Source organism: Confluentibacter sediminis (assembly GCF_003258355.1).
GTDB classification, from domain to species: Bacteria; Bacteroidota; Bacteroidia; order Flavobacteriales; family Flavobacteriaceae; genus Confluentibacter; species Confluentibacter sediminis.
In genome coordinates, this window is sequence record NZ_QKPO01000012.1 from 136,977 (window position 1) to 160,110 (window position 23,134).

Annotated in this window: 23 protein-coding genes; 12 read left to right on the forward strand and 11 right to left on the reverse strand. The window is 32.9% G+C overall.

The genetic code is table 11. The features are described 5' to 3' along the window. Positions 1-10 precede the first annotated feature (10 nt). From DKT72_RS11830 to DKT72_RS11845, 4 genes are read left to right on the forward strand one after another with little or no spacing between them, the layout of a single operon-like run. A complete protein-coding gene (locus tag DKT72_RS11830) occupies positions 11-3,148 on the forward strand; it encodes an efflux RND transporter permease subunit (protein WP_111308955.1) in 3,138 nt (1,045 codons plus the stop codon). Between the two features lie 4 nt (positions 3,149-3,152). Continuing rightward, complete coding sequence (locus DKT72_RS11835) at positions 3,153-4,568, forward strand: efflux transporter outer membrane subunit (protein ID WP_111308956.1); 1,416 nt, start codon at positions 3,153-3,155, stop codon at positions 4,566-4,568. Between the two features lie 12 nt (positions 4,569-4,580). Then, complete coding sequence (locus DKT72_RS11840; RefSeq protein ID WP_111308957.1) at positions 4,581-5,171, forward strand: TetR/AcrR family transcriptional regulator; 591 nt, start codon at positions 4,581-4,583, stop codon at positions 5,169-5,171. Positions 5,172-5,189: 18 nt separating this feature from the next. Beyond that, the gene (locus DKT72_RS11845; RefSeq protein ID WP_111308958.1) at positions 5,190-5,585 is read left to right on the forward strand and encodes a hypothetical protein; all 396 of its coding nucleotides are present in this window, start codon (positions 5,190-5,192) and stop codon (positions 5,583-5,585) included. 78 nt (positions 5,586-5,663) lie between these two features. Here DKT72_RS11845 and DKT72_RS11850 read toward each other — a convergent pair whose 3' ends face one another. Further along, complete coding sequence (locus tag DKT72_RS11850; protein WP_111308959.1) at positions 5,664-6,665, reverse strand: NAD(P)H-dependent glycerol-3-phosphate dehydrogenase; 1,002 nt, start codon at positions 6,663-6,665, stop codon at positions 5,664-5,666. Between the two features lie 131 nt (positions 6,666-6,796). Here DKT72_RS11850 and DKT72_RS11855 point away from each other — a divergent pair, with 131 nt between their 5' ends. After that, the gene (locus DKT72_RS11855; protein ID WP_111308960.1) at positions 6,797-7,741 is read left to right on the forward strand and encodes a nicotinic acid mononucleotide adenyltransferase; all 945 of its coding nucleotides are present in this window, start codon (positions 6,797-6,799) and stop codon (positions 7,739-7,741) included. 195 nt (positions 7,742-7,936) lie between these two features. Here DKT72_RS11855 and DKT72_RS11860 read toward each other — a convergent pair whose 3' ends face one another. Further along, positions 7,937-8,866 (reverse strand): PD40 domain-containing protein, encoded by a 930-nt coding sequence (locus DKT72_RS11860; protein WP_111308961.1) that lies wholly within the window; start codon positions 8,864-8,866, stop codon positions 7,937-7,939. Positions 8,867-9,079: 213 nt separating this feature from the next. After that, a complete protein-coding gene (locus DKT72_RS11865) occupies positions 9,080-10,180 on the reverse strand; it encodes a glycoside hydrolase family 43 protein (RefSeq protein WP_220628118.1) in 1,101 nt (366 codons plus the stop codon). A 166-nt stretch (positions 10,181-10,346) separates the two neighbouring features. Here DKT72_RS11865 and DKT72_RS11870 point away from each other — a divergent pair, with 166 nt between their 5' ends. The 6 genes from DKT72_RS11870 to DKT72_RS11895 all read left to right on the forward strand — a co-directional run bounded on the left by DKT72_RS11870 (position 10,347) and on the right by DKT72_RS11895 (position 13,460). Then, a complete protein-coding gene (locus DKT72_RS11870) occupies positions 10,347-10,802 on the forward strand; it encodes a DUF1801 domain-containing protein (RefSeq protein WP_111308962.1) in 456 nt (151 codons plus the stop codon). Positions 10,803-10,814: 12 nt separating this feature from the next. Continuing rightward, positions 10,815-11,576, forward strand: a complete 762-nt coding sequence (locus tag DKT72_RS11875) for a sulfite exporter TauE/SafE family protein (protein WP_111308963.1) — start codon at positions 10,815-10,817, stop codon at positions 11,574-11,576. A gap of 66 nt (positions 11,577-11,642) precedes the next feature. Further along, entirely contained in the window at positions 11,643-11,975 is a 333-nt protein-coding gene (locus DKT72_RS11880; RefSeq protein WP_220628119.1) for a TM2 domain-containing protein, read from the forward strand. Between the two features lie 79 nt (positions 11,976-12,054). Next, positions 12,055-12,378 carry an ArsR/SmtB family transcription factor gene (locus DKT72_RS11885; RefSeq protein WP_111308964.1) on the forward strand — a complete coding sequence of 108 codons (324 nt, stop codon included), beginning with the start codon at positions 12,055-12,057 and terminating at the stop codon, positions 12,376-12,378. A gap of 55 nt (positions 12,379-12,433) precedes the next feature. Next, positions 12,434-12,928 carry a DUF6428 family protein gene (locus DKT72_RS11890; RefSeq protein WP_111308965.1) on the forward strand — a complete coding sequence of 165 codons (495 nt, stop codon included), beginning with the start codon at positions 12,434-12,436 and terminating at the stop codon, positions 12,926-12,928. Between the two features lie 112 nt (positions 12,929-13,040). Continuing rightward, positions 13,041-13,460: an arsenate reductase ArsC gene (locus DKT72_RS11895; protein ID WP_111309001.1), complete on the forward strand. Its 420-nt coding sequence runs from the start codon at positions 13,041-13,043 to the stop codon at positions 13,458-13,460. Here DKT72_RS11895 and DKT72_RS11900 read toward each other — a convergent pair. The 3 genes from DKT72_RS11900 to DKT72_RS11910 form a co-directional block, all read right to left on the reverse strand. Next, complete coding sequence (locus tag DKT72_RS11900) at positions 13,457-15,289, reverse strand: GNAT family N-acyltransferase (protein WP_162623307.1); 1,833 nt, start codon at positions 15,287-15,289, stop codon at positions 13,457-13,459. The two genes, DKT72_RS11895 and DKT72_RS11900, sit on opposite strands and share 4 nt — an antisense overlap. A 113-nt stretch (positions 15,290-15,402) precedes the next feature. Further along, complete coding sequence (locus DKT72_RS11905; protein ID WP_111308966.1) at positions 15,403-16,653, reverse strand: aspartate kinase; 1,251 nt, start codon at positions 16,651-16,653, stop codon at positions 15,403-15,405. Position 16,654: 1 nt separating this feature from the next. Then, complete coding sequence (locus tag DKT72_RS11910) at positions 16,655-17,134, reverse strand: GNAT family N-acetyltransferase (protein WP_111308967.1); 480 nt, start codon at positions 17,132-17,134, stop codon at positions 16,655-16,657. A gap of 119 nt (positions 17,135-17,253) precedes the next feature. On the opposite strand from DKT72_RS11910, the gene fbp reads away from it, so the two are divergent. Then, positions 17,254-18,258, forward strand: a complete 1,005-nt coding sequence (gene fbp, locus DKT72_RS11915; protein WP_111308968.1) for a class 1 fructose-bisphosphatase — start codon at positions 17,254-17,256, stop codon at positions 18,256-18,258. A 34-nt stretch (positions 18,259-18,292) separates the two neighbouring features. Here fbp and DKT72_RS11920 read toward each other — a convergent pair whose 3' ends face one another. The 5 genes from DKT72_RS11920 to DKT72_RS11940 form a co-directional block, all read right to left on the reverse strand. Then, on the reverse strand, positions 18,293-18,946 hold the full coding sequence (locus DKT72_RS11920; protein ID WP_111308969.1) for a DUF2490 domain-containing protein: 654 nt from the start codon (positions 18,944-18,946) through the stop codon (positions 18,293-18,295). Between the two features lie 24 nt (positions 18,947-18,970). Beyond that, positions 18,971-19,600: a carbonic anhydrase family protein gene (locus tag DKT72_RS11925; protein WP_111308970.1), complete on the reverse strand. Its 630-nt coding sequence runs from the start codon at positions 19,598-19,600 to the stop codon at positions 18,971-18,973. A 7-nt stretch (positions 19,601-19,607) separates the two neighbouring features. Beyond that, positions 19,608-21,206: a SulP family inorganic anion transporter gene (locus tag DKT72_RS11930; protein ID WP_111308971.1), complete on the reverse strand. Its 1,599-nt coding sequence runs from the start codon at positions 21,204-21,206 to the stop codon at positions 19,608-19,610. Positions 21,207-21,292: 86 nt separating this feature from the next. Beyond that, complete coding sequence (locus DKT72_RS11935) at positions 21,293-21,586, reverse strand: hypothetical protein (RefSeq protein WP_235841697.1); 294 nt, start codon at positions 21,584-21,586, stop codon at positions 21,293-21,295. A gap of 79 nt (positions 21,587-21,665) precedes the next feature. Further along, on the reverse strand, positions 21,666-23,132 hold the full coding sequence (locus DKT72_RS11940; protein WP_111308972.1) for a glutamate synthase subunit beta: 1,467 nt from the start codon (positions 23,130-23,132) through the stop codon (positions 21,666-21,668). Between the last annotated feature and the right edge of the window lie 2 nt (positions 23,133-23,134).

Here is a 23,134-nt window from a genome sequence, read left to right on the forward strand (position 1 = left end):
CCTTTCCATCATGCTAAAAACATTTATTGAAAGACCTGTACTTTCTACAGTTATTTCTATCATTATATTATTGCTTGGATTCATAAGTATTTCAAGCTTGCCCATAGAACAATATCCAGATATTGCTCCACCAACCATAAAGGTAACAACCTCCTATCCCGGAGCCAACGCAGAGACGGTTTTGGAGAGTGTCATCATTCCCATTGAAGAACAAATAAATGGTGTTGAGGGAATGACCTATATCACCTCGACAGCCTCCAATAATGGAGGTGCAGATATCACTGTATATTTTAATCAAAATGTGGATGCCGATGTTGCCGCTGTAAACGTTCAAAATCGAGTATCGAGAGCTAATTCTTTGTTGCCTCAAGAAGTAAAGCAAATTGGTGTCATTACACAAAAGCAGCAAACAAGTGCGTTGATGTTTTTGTCCCTTTATTCAGATAATGAAGACTATGATGCCACATTTATTCAGAATTATTTAAAAATTAATGTGATTCCTGCACTTCAACGAATTAATGGTGTTGGAGATGTGAATGTATTTTCTCAACAAGATTACGCCATGCGTATTTGGTTGAAACCAGAAAAATTGGCGGCGTATAACTTAATTCCTTCCGACATAACTGGAGTCTTAAAAGAACAAAACTTAGAAGCTGCCGCTGGTTCTTTAGGAGAAAATAGTGGTGAAGCGTTTTCATATGTTGTGAAATACAAAGGACGTTTTAAAGAAGAAAAGCAATACGCTGATATAGTTGTAAAAGCACTTCCTAATGGAGAGTTGTTACGATTAAGTGATGTTGCTTCTATTGAGTTAGATGCACAATCTTATGGTTCAGGGGCTATGAGTTTAGGTAAACCAGCCGTTTTTATGGGTATTTTTCAAACAAAAGGCTCGAATGCACAAGAAATCATTGAAAATATAAAAATCACTTTAGATGGTGTTAAAAAAGACTTACCAAAAGGACTGGATATTTTTATTCCTTATGATACCAGTTTGTTTTTAACGGCCTCTATAGATAAAGTAGTCAGCACCTTAGTTGAAGCATTCTTTTTGGTATTCTTGGTGGTATTTCTTTTTTTACAAGACTTTAGGTCAACTTTAATACCAGCTATTGCTGTACCAGTATCTATTATTGGAACGTTCTTCTTCTTAAACTTATTTGGCTATTCCATAAACTTGTTAACCTTATTTGCGGTTGTTTTGGCCATTGGTATTGTGGTCGATGATGCCATTGTAGTGGTTGAAGCTGTGCATGCCAAGTTAGACTATGGTGAGAAGAATGCTAAAAAAGCCACACTGGATGCCATGCACGAAATATCAGGAGCTATTATATCTATAACATTGGTTATGGCGGCGGTTTTTATTCCTGTAACTTTTGTTGAGGGGCCTACCGGGGTTTTTTATAAGCAATTTGGGGTCACATTAATTATAGCCATTCTTATATCTGCTGTAAATGCCTTAACTTTAAGTCCAGCTTTATGTGCGTTACTTTTAAAATCACATAATGAAGATGAGGAGCTAAAAAGTAAAAATCCTATACAACGATTTCATGCCCTTTTTAATCGTGGATTTAATGCTACTGTTGAAAAGTATGGAAGATCACTCCAGTTTCTTTATAAACAGAAATGGATCTCAGCCGTGTTATTAATTATAGCAGTTGTAGGTATCTTTTGGGCATCAAAAACAACCCCAGCAGGATTTGTTCCTAATGAAGATAGAGGGATTATTTTTGCTAATATTGAGTTGCCCGCAGGTGCTTCTTTAGATAGAACTAATGAAATAACCCAGAAATTATATAATAAAACGTACAATATATCAGGCGTAGAAGGTGTATCGTTTGTTAGAGGAAGAAGTTTGTTGAGTGGTAGTGGAAGTAATTATGCTATTGGATTTATTAAATTGAAAGATTGGGAAGAGCGCGAAGATCCGTCATTATCTACTACGGCTATTACGGGGCAATTATTTGGGATTGCTTCAACAATTCCAGGGGCCACTATTGTTTTCTTTGCCCCTCCTAGTATTCAAGGTTTTGGTAATTCTGCCGGTTTTGAAGTTAATTTACTAGATAAATTTGGTGGTGATTTTACAGCATTGAGTAGCTATAATCAACAGTTTATGGGTGCTCTAATGAAACATCCAGAAATACAATATGCGCAGTCACCTTTTAACACGAACTATCCTCAATATGAGATGGAAGTCAATGTGCCTTTAGCCAAGGAAAAGGGAGTGGCTATCAACAGTATTTTTTCTACCCTACAAGGATATATAGGAGGTGTTTATGCTTCAGATTTTTCAAGATTTGGAAAACAATTTCGAGTATACATTCAATCATTGCCAGAAGATAGAACAGATGTTAATGCATTAAACGGCATGTATGTTAGAACAGATTCTGGGCAGATGACCCCAATTACACAGTTCATCACATTAAAGCGTGTATATGGACCACAATCGGTAACCCGTTTTAATTTATTCAATTCCGCAACCATAAGTGGTGCTATCAACCCAGGATATAGTACAGGTGATGCTATTAAGGTTATTGAAGAAGAAGCTGCAAAGTTGCCAAATAATTATACCGTTTCCTATTCGGGTTTAACCCGAGAAGAAGTGAATGCAGGAAGCCAAACAACGTTCATATTTGTGTTAAGTATTCTGTTTGTTTATTTCTTGTTATGTGCTCAATACGAAAGTTATATTTTACCTCTTGCCGTAGTGTTTTCTATACCTTTTGGAGTTTTTGGAGCTTATGTAAGCACAAAGTTCTTAGGATTGGAGAATAATATTTACTTCCAAATCGCCCTAATCATGCTTATTGGTTTATTGGCGAAAAATGCTATTCTTATTGTTGAATTTGCGCGACAAAGAAGGGAAAACGGTGAATCCATTGTCGGTGCCGCTATCCATGGGGCCAAAACACGTTTACGTCCGATTTTAATGACTTCATTTGCCTTTATTTTAGGATTGATGCCATTAGCTTTGGCTAAAGGTGTGGGTGCGGCAGGAAACAGATCCATTGGTACAGGGGCTGCCGGAGGGATGCTTATTGGTACCATTTTGGGTGTATTTGTCATCCCTATTCTATTTATTTTATTTCAATGGTTACAAGAAAGAATTTCAAGTAAACCAGCTATTAAAACTATTGAAGAATAACACTATGAAATCTATAATAAAACACAAATTTTTTGGTAAAGCAGTACTCATTATCGTCATGGCTTTTACATTACAAAGTTGTTTTGTAGCCAAGAGTTATGAGCGACCAACATTGAATGAAACTCAAAATTTATTCAGAACAGACCATTTGCCAACCGATAGTTTATCGATGGCAGATGTGTCTTGGAAAAGCATGTTTACTGATCCCTATTTAAATGACTATATTGATGAAGGTCTTGAAAATAATATTGACATTCGAGTTGCCATCCAACAAATAGTAGCTGCTGAAGCTTATTTAAAACAAGGCAAAGCGGGTTACTTGCCCACATTAAACGCAAAGGCCGCTATGACACATCAAGAATTAGCAAGAAACAGTCAATTTGGTTCTTTTTTTAATGGTGCTTTAGACCAATATGAATTATCTGGGGCTCTATCTTGGGAAGCCGATATTTGGGGAAAAATAAGAAGCAATAAACGAGCATTTCAGGCAAGTTATTTAAAAAGTGTTGCCGCACATCAAGCTGTGAAAACACAATTAGTATCCAGTATTGCATCAACGTATTATCAATTGTTGGCTTTAGATGCACAATTAGCCATAACAAAACAAACCATTGCAACACGCGAAAGTAGTGTGGAAACCATTCAAGCATTAAAAGATGCCGGACAAGTAAATCAAGTTGCGGTAGACCAAAATATTGCTCAGTATAATAATGCGAAAGCACTTCAAGTGGATTTAGAAACGGCTATTTTTAAAACAGAAAATACCCTAAGCATTTTGTTGGGAAAAACACCTCAGTCCTTTGAAAGAAGTGATATAAATGCTCAAGTCATGGAGTCCGATTTAAAACTTGGGGTACCCGCAACCTTGTTAAGTAATCGTCCAGACCTTATGGCTGCAGAATATAATTTGATTCAGTCATTCGAGTTAACTAACGTGGCAAGAAGCAATTTTTACCCATCCTTAACATTAACAGCAACTGGTGGTTTTCAAAGTTTGGATTTAGATCAATTGCTTAATGCCAACTCTCTGTTTGCCACTATTGTTGGAGGCTTAACGCAACCTATTTTCAATCAGCGAAAAATAAAAACTCAAAATGAAGTTGCTAAAGCACAACAAGAAGAAGCTTTATTAAATTTTAAAAAATCACTTTTAGTAGCTGGTAACGAAGTCTCGAATGCATTGTACACTTACAAAGCTGAAACTAAAAAATTTGAGTATAGACAAAATGAAGTTGAAGCTTTAAGAAATGCAGAAAGCAATTCCGAAGAATTGTTAAAAAACGGCTATGCCAATTATTTAGATTTGTTAACAGCTAGACAAAGTGAGTTAAGTGCTGAATTGAATGTTATAGATAGTAAATTACAGCAATTATTATCGGTTGTAAACCTTTATGAAGCCCTTGGTGGTGGTTGGAAGTAACAATTAAAGAAAATGATTAGTAAATCTGAACTTTTGGAATGTTCTATTACAAACTTTACAAAGTTTGGCAGCAAAAGTTTCACTTTAGATGAGCTTGCGAGTCAAATGGGTATGTCTAAAAAAACGATTTACAATTATTTTAAGAATAAAGAAGATTTAGTGTCGGAGAGTGTTGGGTATTTGATTAAAAAAATCAAAAACGATATGGATTCAGCTGTACTTCAACATACCGATCCAATTGTTAAGATTATAGAAATTTATAAAATTGGATTTGATTATTTTAAATGTTTTAAACCCTCATTTATATTCGGATTGAAAAAATACTATCCGAAGGCAAGTGAGGTGTTTGAAACGTTTAGAAATTACATTGTTTATGAAAAAGTATATAATTTATTGCTTGAAGCACAGAGCAAAAGATTATTTAGAGACCATGTTAACTTAAAATTGGTTTGCGATTTGTACTTTTTAAGAATAGATGATATCGCTTATAAAAAAAGCAACATTTTTGATGTTTATTCTAATAAAGAGCTACTAGAACATTTAATAATTCACAACCTAAAAGGAATTTGTAGTGATAGTTATTCAAATGCTTATTTTGAATAGTTTGTTTATTTTTACAACATGAAAAAAGATATTGAGATTCCCAAGGTAGAAGACGTATATGTTGCCGTTGTTTATGAATACAATGATATTTACAAAATAAATGATTGGAATGCCTATATTATAAATGATAAAGTCATTGATTTAGAGATGGTCCTTATCGTTACTAATGGTTATAATGAAGAAAAAATAACCTCTACATTCAGAAAAAAGTTGGATATATTACCTAAAAAAAGTTATGCCAAAATCGAGTTGATGCAAGAAGCATTATTTGCATTAAACAACACCTTTAAAGTCTCCTTTTTTGAAGGCAACAAGATGTTTGACAAAACCTTTTTGTTTAGAAAAAACACTATTAACTTAAAGGCATTGCAACCAATTCCTTTAATGGAAGTTAGGGGTGTTTTGGTGAAATAAAGCCATTGTCTTGCAGATATTTTCTAAAAGGGAAGAATGGCAAGTTCTCCTCCTTTGGAGGAGCTAGAGGAGAGTTTTTTAATCCAACTTCTCCGTTAACTTTTTAAACACTTTTTTAGGATTTTTATTTTCGTATAAAACCTCATAAACCGCATCTATAATAGGAAGTTTTGTTTTTTGCTTGTTCTTTTCATTAAGCAAATGGGCACTTTTGGTAGCGTAATAGCCTTCGGCAACCATGCTCATTTCCATGATAGCCGATTTTACCGTATAGCCTTTCCCTATCATATTACCAAACATGCGGTTTCTAGAAAAAATGGAATAACCCGTGACTAACAAATCACCTAAATAAGCCGAGTTATTGATATTGCGTTTCATTTTATGCATTTTGCGAATAAAACGTTTCATCTCACGTATCGAGTTGCTCATTAACACGCTTTGGAAATTATCGCCGTAACCCAAACCGTGTGCAATTCCAGCTGCGATGGCGTAAATATTTTTCAGCATGACGGCATACTCAACGCCAATAATATCGTCACTAATCTTGGTTTTTATATAGTCGCTAGATAAGTTTTTAGCAATCGCTTTGGCTTTAACGGAGTCCGAACATGAAATCGTTAGATATGATAAACGCTCTAACGCTACTTCTTCGGCATGGCAAGGTCCTGCAATAACAGCAATATTATCGTAAGGGACTTTATAAAATTCATGAAAATGCTCACCAACCAAAAGCCCCGTTTCTGGCATGATGCCCTTTACAGCAGATACAATGGTTTTTTCAGAAATATCAACCGTTAATTTTTCTAATTCGCTATGCATAAAAGCAGAAGGAATTACAAAAATTAATACATCGGCATAGGTTGCTATTTCATTAATATCATTACTAAGCTTAAGTTGTTCCATATGAAATTCAACCGAACTTAAATAATTAGGGTTATGTTGTTCTCGTAATAAATGCTCTTTTGTATACACACTTCGCATATACCAACCTACTTCATTTAAATTTTCGCAAAGCATTTTCACAATAGCCGTTGCCCAACTACCTGCACCAAAAACAGCATATTTTAAAGGAGTATCCATAAATAATGTCATTGTTAACACTTCAAAAATACATAAAATATTACTGAAAGGCAGGTGAAGAAAACATTAACAAAAATTTTTTGGCACGTGTTTTGAAATCCATTATGTATGAATCCTAAAAATGTTTGATTATGAAGACTATAAAATTACTTTTAAGTGTGGTATTAGTAACCTCCCTTTTTACATCTTGTTCTGTGCAAGTTAATGATTACGATGAACCACAACCGACTATATCTATAAATCAGTTATTGAATTCTTATGAGTTGTGGTATGTAGATGTTAATAGAACACAAGGTTATGGAACCACGCCGTTTTTGCAAAAGGCATTTACCATATCTTTTAGAAACGGAGTTCTTTATGCTAATAATAATTTGGTTGGAATAGGTTCCAGTGGAAATGGTTTTGGTATCGATGTAGCAAGTTATGATGCCTATGATATGATTTTAGATGTTAACCATGATATTGATGGGTTTTCAACTTTTGATGTCTATCAAATTGATAATAATACCATTGAATTGTACAACCCTAATAACGATACGTCTTATTTTTTAGATGGTTACCAACGTAGCAATTTCGATTACGATTTTGTATTTTATGATAACATTCATTACTTCTTGCAAGAATATGGAGCTTGGGAAAAAACATACACCAGTAATTTTGGAGCCATCAATGAGTTTGATAATGAAAATTATTTACAGTTTTTAGCTGGCGGTAATGACAGTGAGTTTAGAAGTTCTCAAGATGCTAATGGTAGCAATATCAATAATTTATATTGGGATTATACAGGGGTTTATGGTGTTGGTAATATTAGTGGAGATGCCTATTTAAAAACTTTAACATTAGATTATGATTTCTTCAACAATGAACATTTCGAATTGAGCGTTATTAATGATGGAAAGATAGAATTATATCATCCAAGTTCTGGAACGGTATATGAGTTTGTAGGTAGAGGATATATACAATATCTAAAAGAAAGTAATGCAAAAGATAAAACTGTGACACAAAAAGATAAGTTACGTAAGTTTAGAAAAGATAAAGTTGACAACCCAAGAGAAAACACGAGGGTTAAAATATAGATTTTTGGTTGGTTATTTAGTTTTGAAAACCGTTTAAAGACATCGTTCTTTAGGCGGTTTTCTTTTTTGTTTAACGCTTAGTGATGTCTTGGAAAGTGGAGTGTTTGTGAGCGAGGATGTTGGAAGAAACATCAGAAAGACCATAACCTTTGATTAAACACTTACAGAAGCATCATTTTTATATTGGCAATAGTTTTATTCAATTTTAAAAGAGGCCCTATATATTTTACTTAAACCGTTATTGCTTTCGTTAATGTATTTATTGAAATCTGAAATAGTATTAAATTTTCTTGGTTTTAAGTCATTTCGTTTGCTTGTAAAATACAATATTTGGTTTTTCTCATCATAAAATGGGCAATATTCCATATATTCAGTATTGATAGGAGTCCCTAAATTTGTTGCTTTTTTCCATGTTCCATTGCCATCCTTTTTGGAAATGTATAAATCACCACTTCCTTGACCATCTTCTTCTTTGTATTTTGAGAAAATTATAAAATCTTCTTTTTCTGATATAAATGCATTAAACTCATAACCAGGACTATTTATGTTTTCGTTTAATAAAACGGGGCTTGAATATTTATCGCCTTCCCATTTACAAAAATAAATATCATCTTTTCCAAAACCCTTAGGAGATACCATTGTGAAATATAAATTGTTGTTTTTACTAACGGAAGGATAAAATTCATCCAATTCTGAATTAATGGGGTCTCCTATGTTAATGGGATCCGACCATGCATCCTCTTTGTTATTTCTTTCTACATACCAGATATCAAAATCTTTTTTAGTACTAATAGAGTCATTTAATGGTCTGTTAGAAACAAAAAACAATCGGTTATTATTAAATGATAAAAATGGTTCTAAATACATATATGAATCACAAAAGGGTAATAATTCTGGTTTTGACCATTTATTATTTTCCTTTTTGATACAGACCAGTTGCGAAATTTCCTGATTGGGGCTTTGTATAGTGAAAAATGCTTCATTTCCGTCTTTTGAAATATTAAAATCTCGCACATTATAAAACTGATTTAGTGAATTATCAAATTGAATAATATCAGATTTATTCTGTGCTGATAATAAGTTTGAAATGAAGATTAATAAAAAGGGGAGTCTAATTTTTTTCATTGTTAAAGTTTTATCAGGGAATTATTGCTTACTTCAAGACGTAAAATTTTTTATCATATCAAGATTTTTTATTTTTTTACGACAGTACTCTTGAAGTATAAAAAACGATTGTTTTTTTTATGCTTTGATCAGAAATCAGTTCTTTTCTGTTAAAATCCATCGGAAATTCCTGCTAAAAAATAAATATTCTAATGTATTCTTGAAAAACTAGAATTAATCCATCGGGATATTAACTTTCCAATGTTCGGCGATAGCTTTTAATTCGGCTTTAGTTAAATAAGTAATGGCGCCATGTTTTGGTCTTTCAAAGTTTGTAGTTTTCATCACGCCATCATTAAAATTACCAAGATGGGTATAGGTTTTAAAATCTTTAGTTTCACTAAAACCCATATTGTTGGGGCGTGCACCGTAAACATCATACATCAATACATAGGTATCGGTTCTTAAACGCTTAAACACATTAGGTGCTTCGGTTGAAACGGTGTTAGGATCAATACGTATATCTTCAGGTTCATAACCTTCATTTATTTTGTTTGAGACAGCATGGTGAATAGAAGCTTTCGATACATAAAACATGTGATATGTGTCACCAACCTTGGTTATATCGGCATCAATACCACCAATGTTCTCAATTTTTTTAGGTACTGTTTCCAGTTTGGTAAAATCATCATTAGCATAAGAATAATAAATGTTTGCATAATCATTATTATAACGTATGGTGAAATAAACCATCATTTTTTTAGCAACGGGATCATACACGGTTTCTGGTGCCCAAGAACAATCGATATCACCCAATTCAGGGAATGCTAAATCTACCCGAAAATCGGAATGTGACCAATGTATTAAATCATAAGATTTCATTAAAACCAGCGCACGGTTATTTCCCCAGCCATATTTTTCTTGAGGGCGTTGCCATTCGGTTTCCCTGAAGCCTGCTCGTTTACCAAAAATATGTAAATCGGTCATAGCTAAATAGAAAGCACCATCTGGGCCTCTTGTAATATGAGGATCGCGAACCCCTTTTTGTTCCGCAAGTTCCGAGCCTATAAAAATGGGTTCACCATTATTAAGATCAGTAAAAGAGTAGCCATCTGGGCTAAAGGCCATGTAAGCCGATTGAGATTGATCTTTAAAATAAACCAATAAATAACCGCTCAAATCCTTTTCTTTGAACGTTTTGTTTTTATAAATTTCTGGCTTAGACACGATCTCGATACCAGTAAATGGTCTTGCTTCTTTATCTTGTGCGAAACTATTCATGAAGATAAAGAAACAATAAGGAGCTAAGAGAATAAATAGATTATTTGATTTCATAATATTAGAAAAATATTTAGTGTTGTTGGAATTAATTTAGGCAATATAATAAGAAATATATAGAAAAGTTAAGAATTTAAAGCTTCAATACCAATATATTATAAGTTTATTCATCTTAAATAATTATAATATTTACTTTTATAATTATTTAAGTGAAATTTTAAAAATGCCATACCAAGCAGATTCTATAGAACATTACATCAGTCAGCTTCCTGAAGATAGAAAACAGCCTATAAATAGATTAAGAAATATAATAAAAGCCAATTTACCCAAAGGTTTTGAAGAAGGTATAAGTTATGGTATGATTGGGTTTTATGTGCCTCATTCAATTTATCCGAATGGGTATCATTGCGACCCTAAACTACCATTGCCGTTTTTAAATATTGCTTCACAGAAAAGTTCTATTAATTTTTATCATATGGGTATGTATGCAAAACCAGAGTTACACGATTGGTTTGTGGCTGAATTCATTAAGTATAGCAAGCGTAAATTAGATATGGGTAAAAGCTGTATACGTTTTAAATATATTGATGACATTCCTTATGATTTAATAGCGGAATTATGTAAAAAAATAACCCCACAGGAATGGATTTCAATTTACGAAAAAGCTTTTAAAAAATAAAAACAAGACATATTGGAATATATACAAATTCTTCAATCGTTTCATTTATCAGTTTTTCAATGGCTAGCTATAGCTTTAGCAGGTTTCTTATTAGGTGTTTCAAAATCAGGAATTAGCGGTATAAGCATTATTATAGTTTTAATACTAGCTTTTGTTTTTGGGGAAAAAGCATCGACAGGTGTTTTGTTGCCTATGTTGGTATGTGCAGATATATTGGCCGTTATTTATTATAACCGCCATGCGCAATGGAACTATATAATTAAATTAATCCCATTTATGATTGTGGGTGTTTTAGTTGGAGTTTGGTTGGGAAATGATGTTTCCGAAATTCTTTTTAAAAGAATTATGGCCACTATCATTATTGTTTCGGTTCTTATCATGATTTATACTGAAAATAGAAAAAAAACCATCCCAAATAACAGATTATTCGCATACACTTCTGGGTTTATGGCGGGTTTTGCTACTATGATAGGCAATTTGGCAGGTCCCATAGCTAATGTTTATTTTTTGGCTATTAAGTTGCCAAAAAATGAATTTATTGGTACAGCAGCCTGGGTGTTTTTTATTATTAATGTTTTCAAGTTGCCTTTTCACTTTTTCGTTTGGAAAACGATAACTACAGAAACGCTTACATTGAATTCGATATTAGTTCCAGCTGTAGTTTTTGGCTTTTTTGTGGGAGCTTATATAGTGAGATTAATTTCGAATTTAAATTACAGACGTTTTATAATAGTGGTAACGGTAGTTGGAGGCATTATTTTATTATTAAGATAACGAGTTACTTATAAATTAATTCAAATTTTTATTACATTTATGTTCTAACTATAAAACCAACAAATCATGTCTGACGAAAATAATTTTAAAGATGATCTAAACAACATGGCAGATGAAGCCAAAGAAACTGCTAAAGAGTTTAGCGACGGTGCAAAAAGTGTTGCTTCTGGCGATAATAAAAAATTAGTCGCGGGAATTCTTGCTATTTTAATAGGTTCTTTAGGAATTCATAAATTTATTTTAGGTTATACTAAAGAAGGAATAATACAAATTATTATAAGTATAGTAACTTGTGGGATAGCAGGAATAATACCTTTTATAGAAGGCATTATATACCTAACAAAATCTGACGAAGAATTTTACTTAACTTACCAAGTAGGCAAAAAGCCTTGGTTTTAAAAATCACTAAGCCAAAAATTAAACTTTGGCTTTTTTAATTAAATTTAATATCGTAATATTGCAATATTAAAATAACAACATGGGAATTACAAAAACACAAATATTTACGGAAAAGCAAAATGATTTGGCTCAGTTTTTTAAAGTGCTTGGGCATCCTGCTCGAGTTGCCATTTTGCAATATATAAGTAGCCAAAATGCCTGTATTTGTAATGATTTGGTTGATGAAATTGGTTTGGCACAAGCCACTATTTCCCAGCATTTAAAGGAGTTAAAAAGCATTGGGTTACTTACAGGTGAAGTAGAAGGGAAAAGTATGTGTTATTGTATTAATGTTGAGCGTTGGAGCGAGATACAAAGTCAACTAAACCAATTTTTTAATACTACAAAATCAAAATGTTGTTAGATCTTTAAACGTCATTTTTGCGAAAGCGGAAATCTAAATCTTAAAAAAATTAAGTATGAAAACACTGGAATTATTTAAAGTATTAGAGCAAAATCAAGATAAATCTTTACTCTTTGAATATGCTGCAAATCAATTTGTAGGCGCTAATTACCATATTACAGAAGTAAAGCATATTAGGGTAGATTCTGTAGATTGTGGTTCACAAACTGATTCTTGGAAAGAGACTATCATTCAACTTTGGGAAAGTCCAAATGAATTGGGTAAGATGGATTATTTATCGGTTTACAAAGCTTTGGGAATTCTTAAAAAAGTCGGTAAAATGAAACCATATGATTTAGATGCTGAAGTGAAATTTGAGTATGGTAATGCCAAATTTCATACGGCACAACTGTTTGTTAACGATTTCGAAATAGAAGACAAGAGACTTATATTTAAATTGGCTATTGAAAAAACACAATGTAAAGCCAGTGACATTTGTGGTGTCTCGAAAGTTTTAGAGACTGTTGAAAATAACGAACCTTGTTGTTCACCAGATGGAAATTGTTGTTAAGCAATATGTTTGCCATTTCTGAGAAAGCAGGAATCCACAAGATTGAGATAATAAAAATAGATTCCTGTTTGTAAGGGAAATCGAAGATTCGACGAAGTCAATGACAGAAACGATGAAAAACATATTAGTGTTATGCACAGGGAATTCGTGTAGAAGCCAAATGGCACATGGTTATTTAAATCATTTTTTAGATACTAGAAAAGTAAAGGTATATAGTGCGGGGATTGAAACACATGGTTTAAATCCGGGAGCTTTAGCTATTATGAAAGAAGATGGGATTAGTATAGACCATCACACATCTAATAATGTAGATGAATATAAAGAGGTGAATTTCGATTACATCATCACCGTTTGTGACCATGCTCATCAGAACTGCCCATATATACCAAGCAAAAATGCTATACGATTACATCATAATTTTTTTGATCCTTCAAAAGTTGTTGGAACAGATGAAGAAAAACATGCTGCTTTTTTAATAGCTAGGGAAGAAATTAAAGAGTATTTTAAAAATTTTATTGAAGAGCATTTTTAATCCTCTACATTATTCTCCATAAACTTACGTTCCAACTCCGCTTGGAACTCTTCCATAACAGGTTTTACGGTGCTTTCGGGTAAGTCTGCTATTTTAATGTACATTAAACCATCCACCGAATTATTAAATAAAGGATCCACATTAAAGGCGACTAAACGGGCATTTTGTTTAATGTATTTTTTAAGCAACACAGGTAGGCGTAATGCTCCTGGTTCTATCTCATCAATAACTTTATCAAATTTGTTTAAATCGGCTTCAGTTTCATCAAACACAAAATCTTTATCGGCATCTTTTAATTTAACCTTGAATTCTTTTTTAGGATGGACATATTGGGCAATATAAGGGTCGTAATAATGCGATTTCATAAACTCAATCATCAACGATTTTGAGAAATTTGAAAACTGATTGCTTATACTTACGCCACCAATTAAAAATTTATGTTCAGGATGTCGCAGCGTAATGTGAACAATACCTTTCCAAAGCAAAAATAAAGGCATGGGTTTTTGTTGGTAATCTTTAATGATAAAGGCACGGCCCATTTCTATGGATTGGCTCATCATTTTATAAAGTTCGGGTTCAAACCTAAACAAATCTTGCAAATAAAAACCGTCAATCCCGTAACGCTCAAAAATTTTGGAGCCTAAGCCCATTCTGTAAGCGCCTGCAATTAACTTACTCTCATTATCCCATAGAAACATATGGTGATAATAAGTATCAAACGCGTCTAAATCTATCGCTTCATTAGTGCCTTCTCCAACCTCTCTAAAGGTGATTTCACGTAATCTGCCAATTTCTCTTAATATGCTTGGTATGTCGTCTGGTTTAGCAAAAAACACTTCAAAGTTTTTGCTTTGTAAAAGTCTGGAATCATTTTTTCGAAGCACTTCTACTTCTTTTTCCATAATAGCAACATTTACGGGAGTGACTATTCGCTTTGGTATTTTAGGTGTTTTTAAGGTAGAAGATATATTATCTAAAATTTTTGATTTTTCTTCAAAGGAATTAGAAAGCATATAGGTTTTACGCCTTAAAAATTCTGAAAACTCATCAAGAGTCGGGTATTCTTTTTGATCGGCAACCGAAATAGGTCTTCCTATTCTAACTTTAATGACCCGACGTTTTTGTGTTAATACTTCCGATGGTAATTTAGCAGTTCTTAACGTGTCACTAATTTTAGATAGTTTGTAAAATAGACGACTGTTTTTAGCGTGAAAATAAATAGGAACCACCGGGACTTCAGCTTTTTTTACCAATTTCATGGCAGCTTCTTCCCAAGGTCTATCTACCATTAATTTACCATCTCTATAGGTAGAAACTTCACCAGCTGGAAAAATGCCTAATGGGCAACCATTTTTTAAATGCACAATAGCATTTTTAAAGCCCGAAATGCTAGATTTTACGTCCTTTCTATCCTCAAAAGGATTTACAGGCATGATGTAAGGCTTTAATGGCTCAATACGATGCAGTAAAAAATTGGCTATAATTTTAAAATCTTTACGCTGCTCTAGCATTAATTTTAAAAGTAAAATACCGTCAATACCACCAAGTGGATGATTGGAGACCGTGATGTAAGCGCCATCTTTTGGTAATCGTTTTAAATCTTCTTCTGGTATTTCAAATTTAATTTGAAACTCATCTAATATACTATCCAAAAAATCAACATCTTTTAAATGCTTATTTCTTGTGTAGAATTTATTGATTGTAGATATTTTTAAAACCTTCATTAATATCCAACCAATAAACGTTCCTATAAAACCATAGTTGTCAACGTTTATGACCTTGGCTATTTCTTTTGCCGAAACTAAACCTATATCTTCCTTTTTAGACATGGGTACAAACCTAATCAATTTTTTTCATTTTTCTCACTTTATGGGCTGTCCTCAGCTAGTTTAAACTTTAAAATACTTAGTCTGTTTTTAAAGAATAAAAATTAGAAAATTATTTATTTAGTAACCATTTGAACAGTGCCCTCCGTTAATTGTTTTAACAAAATAGTTTTGCCTTTTTCTAATTGACTGATAGCGTTTTTATTATAATGCCTTATGGTGTAAAGTGATACATTTTCATGGCAAGTAACTTTAAATTTAGCCTTTAAATCAAGTAATAATTTTTCAAGATTATTATAAATATTATCGACACAAACAGAAAAACTAATAGCAGAATTTTGAATGACATCTACCTTCATTTTATACGTATGTAACTTATTGAAAATATCACTAATATTTTCTTCAACGATATATGAAAAGTCTAGGGATGACAAAGAAATTAAAACTTGATTTTTTTTTACAATAAAACAAGGAATATTAGGCTCAAGAATAAGGTCTTTACCAACCATAGTACCAGGTTCATCTGGTTGTAAAAATGATTTCACATATAAAGGTATTTCTTTCTGTTGTAAAGGTTGTAATGTTTTTGGGTGAATAACAGAAGCACCATAAAAGGCCAATTCTATAGCCTCTCTATAAGATATTTTGTTAAGCAGCTGGGCATTTTCAAAATAGCGAGGATCTGCATTTAATACACCAGGTACGTCTTTCCAAATAGTTACACTATCGGCATTTAAGCAGTAGGCGTAAATAGCCGCAGTATAATCACTGCCTTCCCTGCCTAATGTTGTGGTGAAATTATTGGCGTCACTGCCTAAAAACCCTTGTGTAATGTTTAAAATAGATTTGTTAAAATTATTTGTAATTAAGGTTTGGGTTTCTTCCCAATTTACATTGCCTCTTCTATAATAATTATCGGTTTTAATATGTTCTCTGGCGTCAATCCAATTATTTTTTATTCCAATATTATTGAAATACTCACTTATAATAACCGTAGAAACCAATTCGCCATAACCAATAATCTGATCATAAACAAAGTTGTAATCAGGGGATTTATTAATGTCTAAAAAGCTACTCAATTCATCAAAAAGAGTGGCTACTTTTTTAAATGAAGCATGGTTTTCATCGTCAAATAAATCTAATAAAATGGCATTATGATATTTTTTAACATCTTGAATGGAACTTTGAAGCTCCTTTTTATTGTTAAAATAATTATTAATAACAACTTCTAAAGCATTGGTGGTTTTCCCCATAGCAGAAGCAACAATTAATGTGTTTTTATAACCTACTTTGTGCAATACAGAAGCCACATTTTTTACGCCATTGGCATCTTTTATAGATGCGCCACCAAATTTAAATACTTGCATATTATAATTTTGATATATATTCTTTTATACCTTGTTTACTAAGTTGAACCACATCCCAATCGCGCATAACCTTAGCGCCTTTTTTTTCATAAAATGCTATGGCAGGTTCATTCCAATCTAATACTTCCCAATTAATCCGTTTGACACCTAAATTATGACCGTGTTTAATAACTTCATTTAAAAGGGCGGTACCAAGACCCTTACCTCTAAAAGCTTCTCGAACAATTAAATCTTCAAGATGAATAGCTCTGCCTTTCCAAGTAGAGTATCTATTATAAATCAAAGCAATCCCTTCAATTTTAGAGTCTATTTCGCCAACAAAACATTCAAATTGAGGAAATTCGCCAAAGCCATCATGTTCCAAATCCGTTACTGAAATTTCTACGGCATCAGGTTCTTTTTCAAATATTGCCAATTCATTTATTAATTGCAATACTTGTGGCATATCTTCTTTTTTAGCCTTTCTTATTGTGAAACTCATAATATTTTTAAATTATTTCAAAGATAGTTTAAAGTTGAATAGTTTAGAGGGGAATCTATATCGAAAACGTTGTAGTTTGTAAAAAAATAATAGATATTTGTAGTATTAAAAGCTAGTGTATGTCTCAAAAAATACAAACTTTAGGAGAATTTATTATTGAAAATCAAACATCTTTTAAATATTCTTCAGGTGAATTATCTAGCCTTCTTAATTCCATTCGGTTAGCTGCAAAAATAGTAAATCATGATGTTAATAAGGCAGGATTGGTTGATATTATTGGTGCTGCTGGGGAGATTAATGTTCAAGGGGAAAACCAACAAAAACTAGATGTTTATGCTAACGAGAAGTTTATTCAAACCCTCATAAAAAGAAATATAGTTTGCGGTATTGCCAGTGAAGAGGAAGATGATTTCATTTCGGTAAACAGCCAAGATGAAAACCATCAAAATAAATACGTTGTTTTAATTGACCCATTAGATGGTTCTTCAAATATTGATGTTAATGTATCTGTAGGTACTATTTTTTCAATTTATAGACGTATCACGCCAGTTGGAACACCAGTAACTCTTCAAGATTTTTTACAAAAAGGTAATAAACAAGTGGCGGCGGGCTATATTGTTTATGGAACATCAACCATGCTTGTTTATACGACTGGCGATGGTGTAAATGGATTTACTTTAAATCCTGCAATAGGCTCTTTTTATTTGTCGCATCCAAACATGGAATTTCCAGAAGATGGACATATTTATTCCGTGAATGAAGGGAATTATCTTCAATTTCCCCAAGGTATAAAAAGCTATATTAAATACTGCCAAAAAGATGAAGAAGATAGGCCTTATACTTCGAGATATATTGGGTCTTTAGTCTCCGATTTTCATAGAAATATGATTAAAGGGGGTATTTATATGTATCCACAAAGTTCTAAAAGCCCGAATGGTAAATTACGTTTATTATATGAATGTAACCCCATGGCTTTTTTAGCAGAACAAGCTAAAGGTAAAGCAAGTGATGGATTCAATAGAATTTTAGATATTCAACCAACCGAATTACACGAACGTGTACCTTTTATTTGTGGAAGTAAAAATATGGTTGAAAAATGTGAAGAATTTATGCGAGAAGCTTAATAATAAAAGCGAACTTTTTAGTTCGCTTTTATTATTAGAGAGTTACAAATGCCATGAGGTTTAGTTGATCTCTACTGGTATTTTCAAAAAACTGATTCATATATCCTGTTTCCAATCTTACATTACTGTTTAAATTAAAACCAATACCACCATATAATCTATTTCTATCAAAAACAGAACTTTTTGTATTTAAAAAGATTTCATTGTATGCGGAAAAATAAAAAGGACTCGAATTTTTCAACGGAATATTTAAGCTTAGAAAATAACGAAAACGCATTTTAAAATCATCTTCGACAAAACGTTGTTCAAAACGGTATCTGTGGCTTAATTTAATAGAGCCAATACGTTGGTTTGAAATAAATTGCTGAAAGATTCTGTGTTCATTAATACTAATTTTATCATTGTCAGTTATGTAATTTTTAGATAAAACATAACCATATCCTAGCAACGCATTATTTTTACCTTCATTAAAAGTATATCCTAAACCTGTTCTTAAAAGCAGTTGTTCTAAATCTCCAATAGCATTGTAATTACGGTATTGAACTTCGTTATGGATATTCCATTTCGGATTTAATTTTTTATTTCCAATATATATAAGCCAGTTTCCAAAATTACTGTCTTGAGCATTTAAAAAGTTAGGTAGCGTTAAACATACTATTAACGCTACCATACCTATTTTCTTTTTCATAATATGCTTCAATGTACTTTCACTTTATTCAAAAAATGTTACTTCACCAGTATTGATATCATACATGCCACCAATTATCATGATTTCACCATTTTTCTCCATCTCAGAAAGTATGGGACTTTCGGCATGAATTCTATCAATAGTTAATTTCACATTCATGTGTGATACGTTGTCAACAAACTCTAAATTTTTAGAATTTCTTAAGCTCACATCCAATGGTTCCATTACGGCATTAACAGCGGGTTTTATTTTACTAAGCATGGCTGTTAAATTACCTAGCTTAACATCATCGCAGGCTCCTTTTATGGCACCGCAGCTCGTGTGTCCTAAAACAACAATAAGTTTGGTACCAGCTAGCTTACTTGCAAATTCCATACTCCCTAAAATGTCTTCGTTTACAAAGTTTCCTGCTATACGAGCACTAAAAATATCACCTAAGCCTTGGTCGAAAACCAATTCTGCCGATACTCTGGAATCAATACAGCTTAAAATTGTTGCGAAGGGGAACTGTCCATCGCTAGTATCGTTAACTTGTTCTAATAAATTACGATTAGCCTTTAAATTATTTTGAAATCTTTGATTTCCTTCTTTTAAATATTGTAATGCCTTTTGAGGCGTCATTGTGGCTTGTGTTTCTCTTGTATGTGCTTTCATGCCTTTTTTATGCTTTATATTTTAATTCTTCTAATTTGGGTCTTAGTCTAAAAAACTCAATATAGCTAGGGGGATTTTCTACAGTTCCACGTTCTGAAACTAATTTTATAGTAATGTTTCGGTCTTTTGCTTTAAATGCAAAATCATCAAGAATTTCAATAATATCATTATCTAAATACCTGGTTTTTCTAACATCAAGTTCTAAAAACGAATTGTTAGGGAGTTTATCCAATTCTTTTAAAATGGCTCCTTTGTTAAAGAAGGTGACTTCTTCTGCCAATGTCATCTTTATTTTTCCATCATCTATATCTTCACCTTCTTTGTGTAGAAAATATGAGTTTTGGTAGCTTTTTATTAAAATAACGACAATGCCCACCAAAAGTCCTAAACTAATACCCACTAATAAGTCAGTAAAGACAATGCCTATGACGGTTACAAAAAACGGAATGGATTGTTTCCATCCTAAATCATACATTTTTTTGAATAATGCTGGTTTAGCTAATTTAAAGCCCACAATTAATAGAATGGCAGCCAGAACAGATAAAGGAATCATATTAAGAAGGCGCGGAATTAAAATAACGGATATTAAAAGTAAAAAACCATGCAAAATAGCGGATAGCTTAGTTTTCCCCCCCGATTGAATATTCGCTGAACTTCTAACAATAACCTGTGTAATAGGCAAACCTCCAATTAAACCAGAAACAATGTTTCCTGTTCCTTGTGCTAAAAGCTCTCTGTTGGTAGGCGTTACATTTTTATCAGGATCTATTTTGTCAGTAGCCTCCACACATAAAAGTGTTTCTAGGCTTGCCACTAAAGCAATTGTAAAAGCCGTAACCCAGACAGATGGATTTGTAATAGCCGAAAAATTAGGAAAACTAAACTGACCTAAAAATGAAGCCGTATCCTCTGGAATAGGAACACTTACCAAATGCTTTGGTAAAATGGCTAAGTTTTCATTATCACTAGTAATCATAAAATAAATGATACCAATAGCTACAGCAACAAATGGCCCTTGAATAATTTGAAATATTTTTCCCTTTTTTGAAAGAACTTTATCCCATAAAATAATAATTCCTAGCCCAATAAATCCAATAATCATAGAGCCTAAGGTGATATTGTCCATAGCGTGGAGGATAGCTGAAAATGTATTTTCTCCTGATAGTTCATTAAAACTGTCAGCCCCCTCTGGTTCGGCATCATATCCAAAAAAATGAGGGATTTGTTTTAAAATAATAATAATTCCTATGCCAGTAAGCATGCCTTTAATAACTGATGAAGGAAAATAATACCCTATAATTCCGGCTTTTAAAACACCAAAGAGTAATTGTATTATACCTCCTAAAACCACAGCAACAAGAAAGTTTTGATAACCTCCCAACGTACCAATAGCGGTCAATACAATAGCAGCCAATCCTGCAGCAGGACCACTGACTCCAACTTTGGATCCACTAAGACCTCCAACAACAATACCTCCAATTATACCAGCAATAACACCTGAAAACAAAGGAGCACCACTAGCCAATGCTATACCTAAACATAATGGTAAAGCGACAAAAAACACGACTATACTCGCAGGTAGGTCGTTTTTAATAGTTTTAAACATATTATAATATTAATTTACTCATGGTTGTATAACCAAGAGTTGTTAAACTTAATTAATAGACTTTTATAAAGCCTGTTAAACCGAAATTATAATATGTTTTGGTCGGGAGGGGGAGAAATTAAATTGAGATGAGGCTTTGGGTAGTTTTTGAACTGATAACTAAAAGCCTGATGGTTTTTTAAATCGATATAAGTAATATAATCATTCAATTGTAAAGAAAAAGGGGGCACTATTTTTGATTTGCTGTGTTCTTCTTCTTCATTTAAAGAATAAAAAACAGATGTATCAATAGAATTATCTAAAACAGCAATGATTGATGGCGCAGTAATAAGTGCCATGAATATTACCATAAAAGATATTGCAATTGTTTTTTTGTACATCTATGTTTTCAATATTGACCAAAGATAATATTTAACATTTTTTAAAATGTTAAATATTATCTAAAAGTCCTTAAACAAATTAAACTCTAGGTAAATCGTTGTTGTCTTTTAAAGGCAAATTAGAATATCCCATTAAATAGGTGTCTATATGATGTGCTGCTTGTCTTCCTTCAGAAATAGCCCAAACAATTAATGATTGTCCGCGTCGCATATCACCAGCAGCAAAAACACCAGGCACATTGGTTGCATAGTCTTTAGTTGACGCTTGAATGTTGGTTCTAAAATCCATTTCTAGACCAAGTTGTTCCGCTATGGTTTTTTCAGCACCAGTAAAACCTAAAGCTAATAAAGCTAATTCGCAATCCCAAGTTTTCTCAGTTCCAGGAATTTCTTTTAATTCAGGTCTTTCGCCAGGTTTAAAAATCCATTCCACTTCAGTCGTAACCAAACCTTTTAAATGACCATTTTTATCGCCTAAAAATTCTTTGGTAGAAATACTAAAGAAACGTTCTACACCTTCTTTATGCGAAGAACTAGTACGTAAACGCATAGGCCAATAAGGCCAAGGTTGATTAGCAGGTCTTCCTGTAGTTGGTTTAGAAAGAATTTCAAAATTAACTACCGATTTAGCACCATGTCTATTAGAGGTACCAATACAATCTGAACCTGTATCTCCACCCCCAATAACAATAACGTTTTTATCTTTGGCTGTTAAAACTTCATCAAACTCGGTAATACCATCAACACGTTTATTGTTTTGTTTCAAGAAGTCCATAGCTTGGTGCACACCTTTTAGATCGGAACCTTTAATTGGCATCCCTCTTCTTACCGTAGCGCCACCACAAAGTACAATAGCATCAAATTCTTCTTTTAATGTTTTTGCATCTATATCTACACCAACATGAGTATTTGTTTTAAAAGTAATCCCTTCTTCTTCTAAAACCGCAATTCTTCTATCAATAACATGTTTTTCCATTTTGAAATCTGGAATGCCATAGCGTAATAAACCACCAACTTTGGCGTCGCGTTCAAAAACAGTTACTAAATGCCCTGCCCTGTTTAATTGTTGAGCGGCAGCTAAACCAGAAGGACCAGAACCAATAACCGCTACAGATTTTCCTGTTCTGGTTTGCGGTGGATTTGCAGTAATCCAACCTTCTTTGAAAGCGGTTTCAACAATGTTTTTTTCTATATTTTCAATTGTTACAGGGTCTTCATTGATACCTAACACACATGCTTCTTCACATGGTGCAGGGCATAATCTTCCTGTAAACTCTGGAAAATTATTAGTTGAATGCAATATTTTAGCAGCCTCTTTCCATTTACCCTTATACACGTTGTCATTAAAATCTGGAATCAAATTCCCTAATGGACAACCACTATGGCAAAATGGAATACCGCAATCCATACAACGAGCTCCTTGATTTTTCAAGGACTTCTCATCCATAGGAATGGTAAATTCCTTATAATTTTTAAGTCTGTTTTCTACAGCATCATACTGTTCAACCTCTCTTTCATATTCCAAAAATCCCGTGATCTTTCCCATAT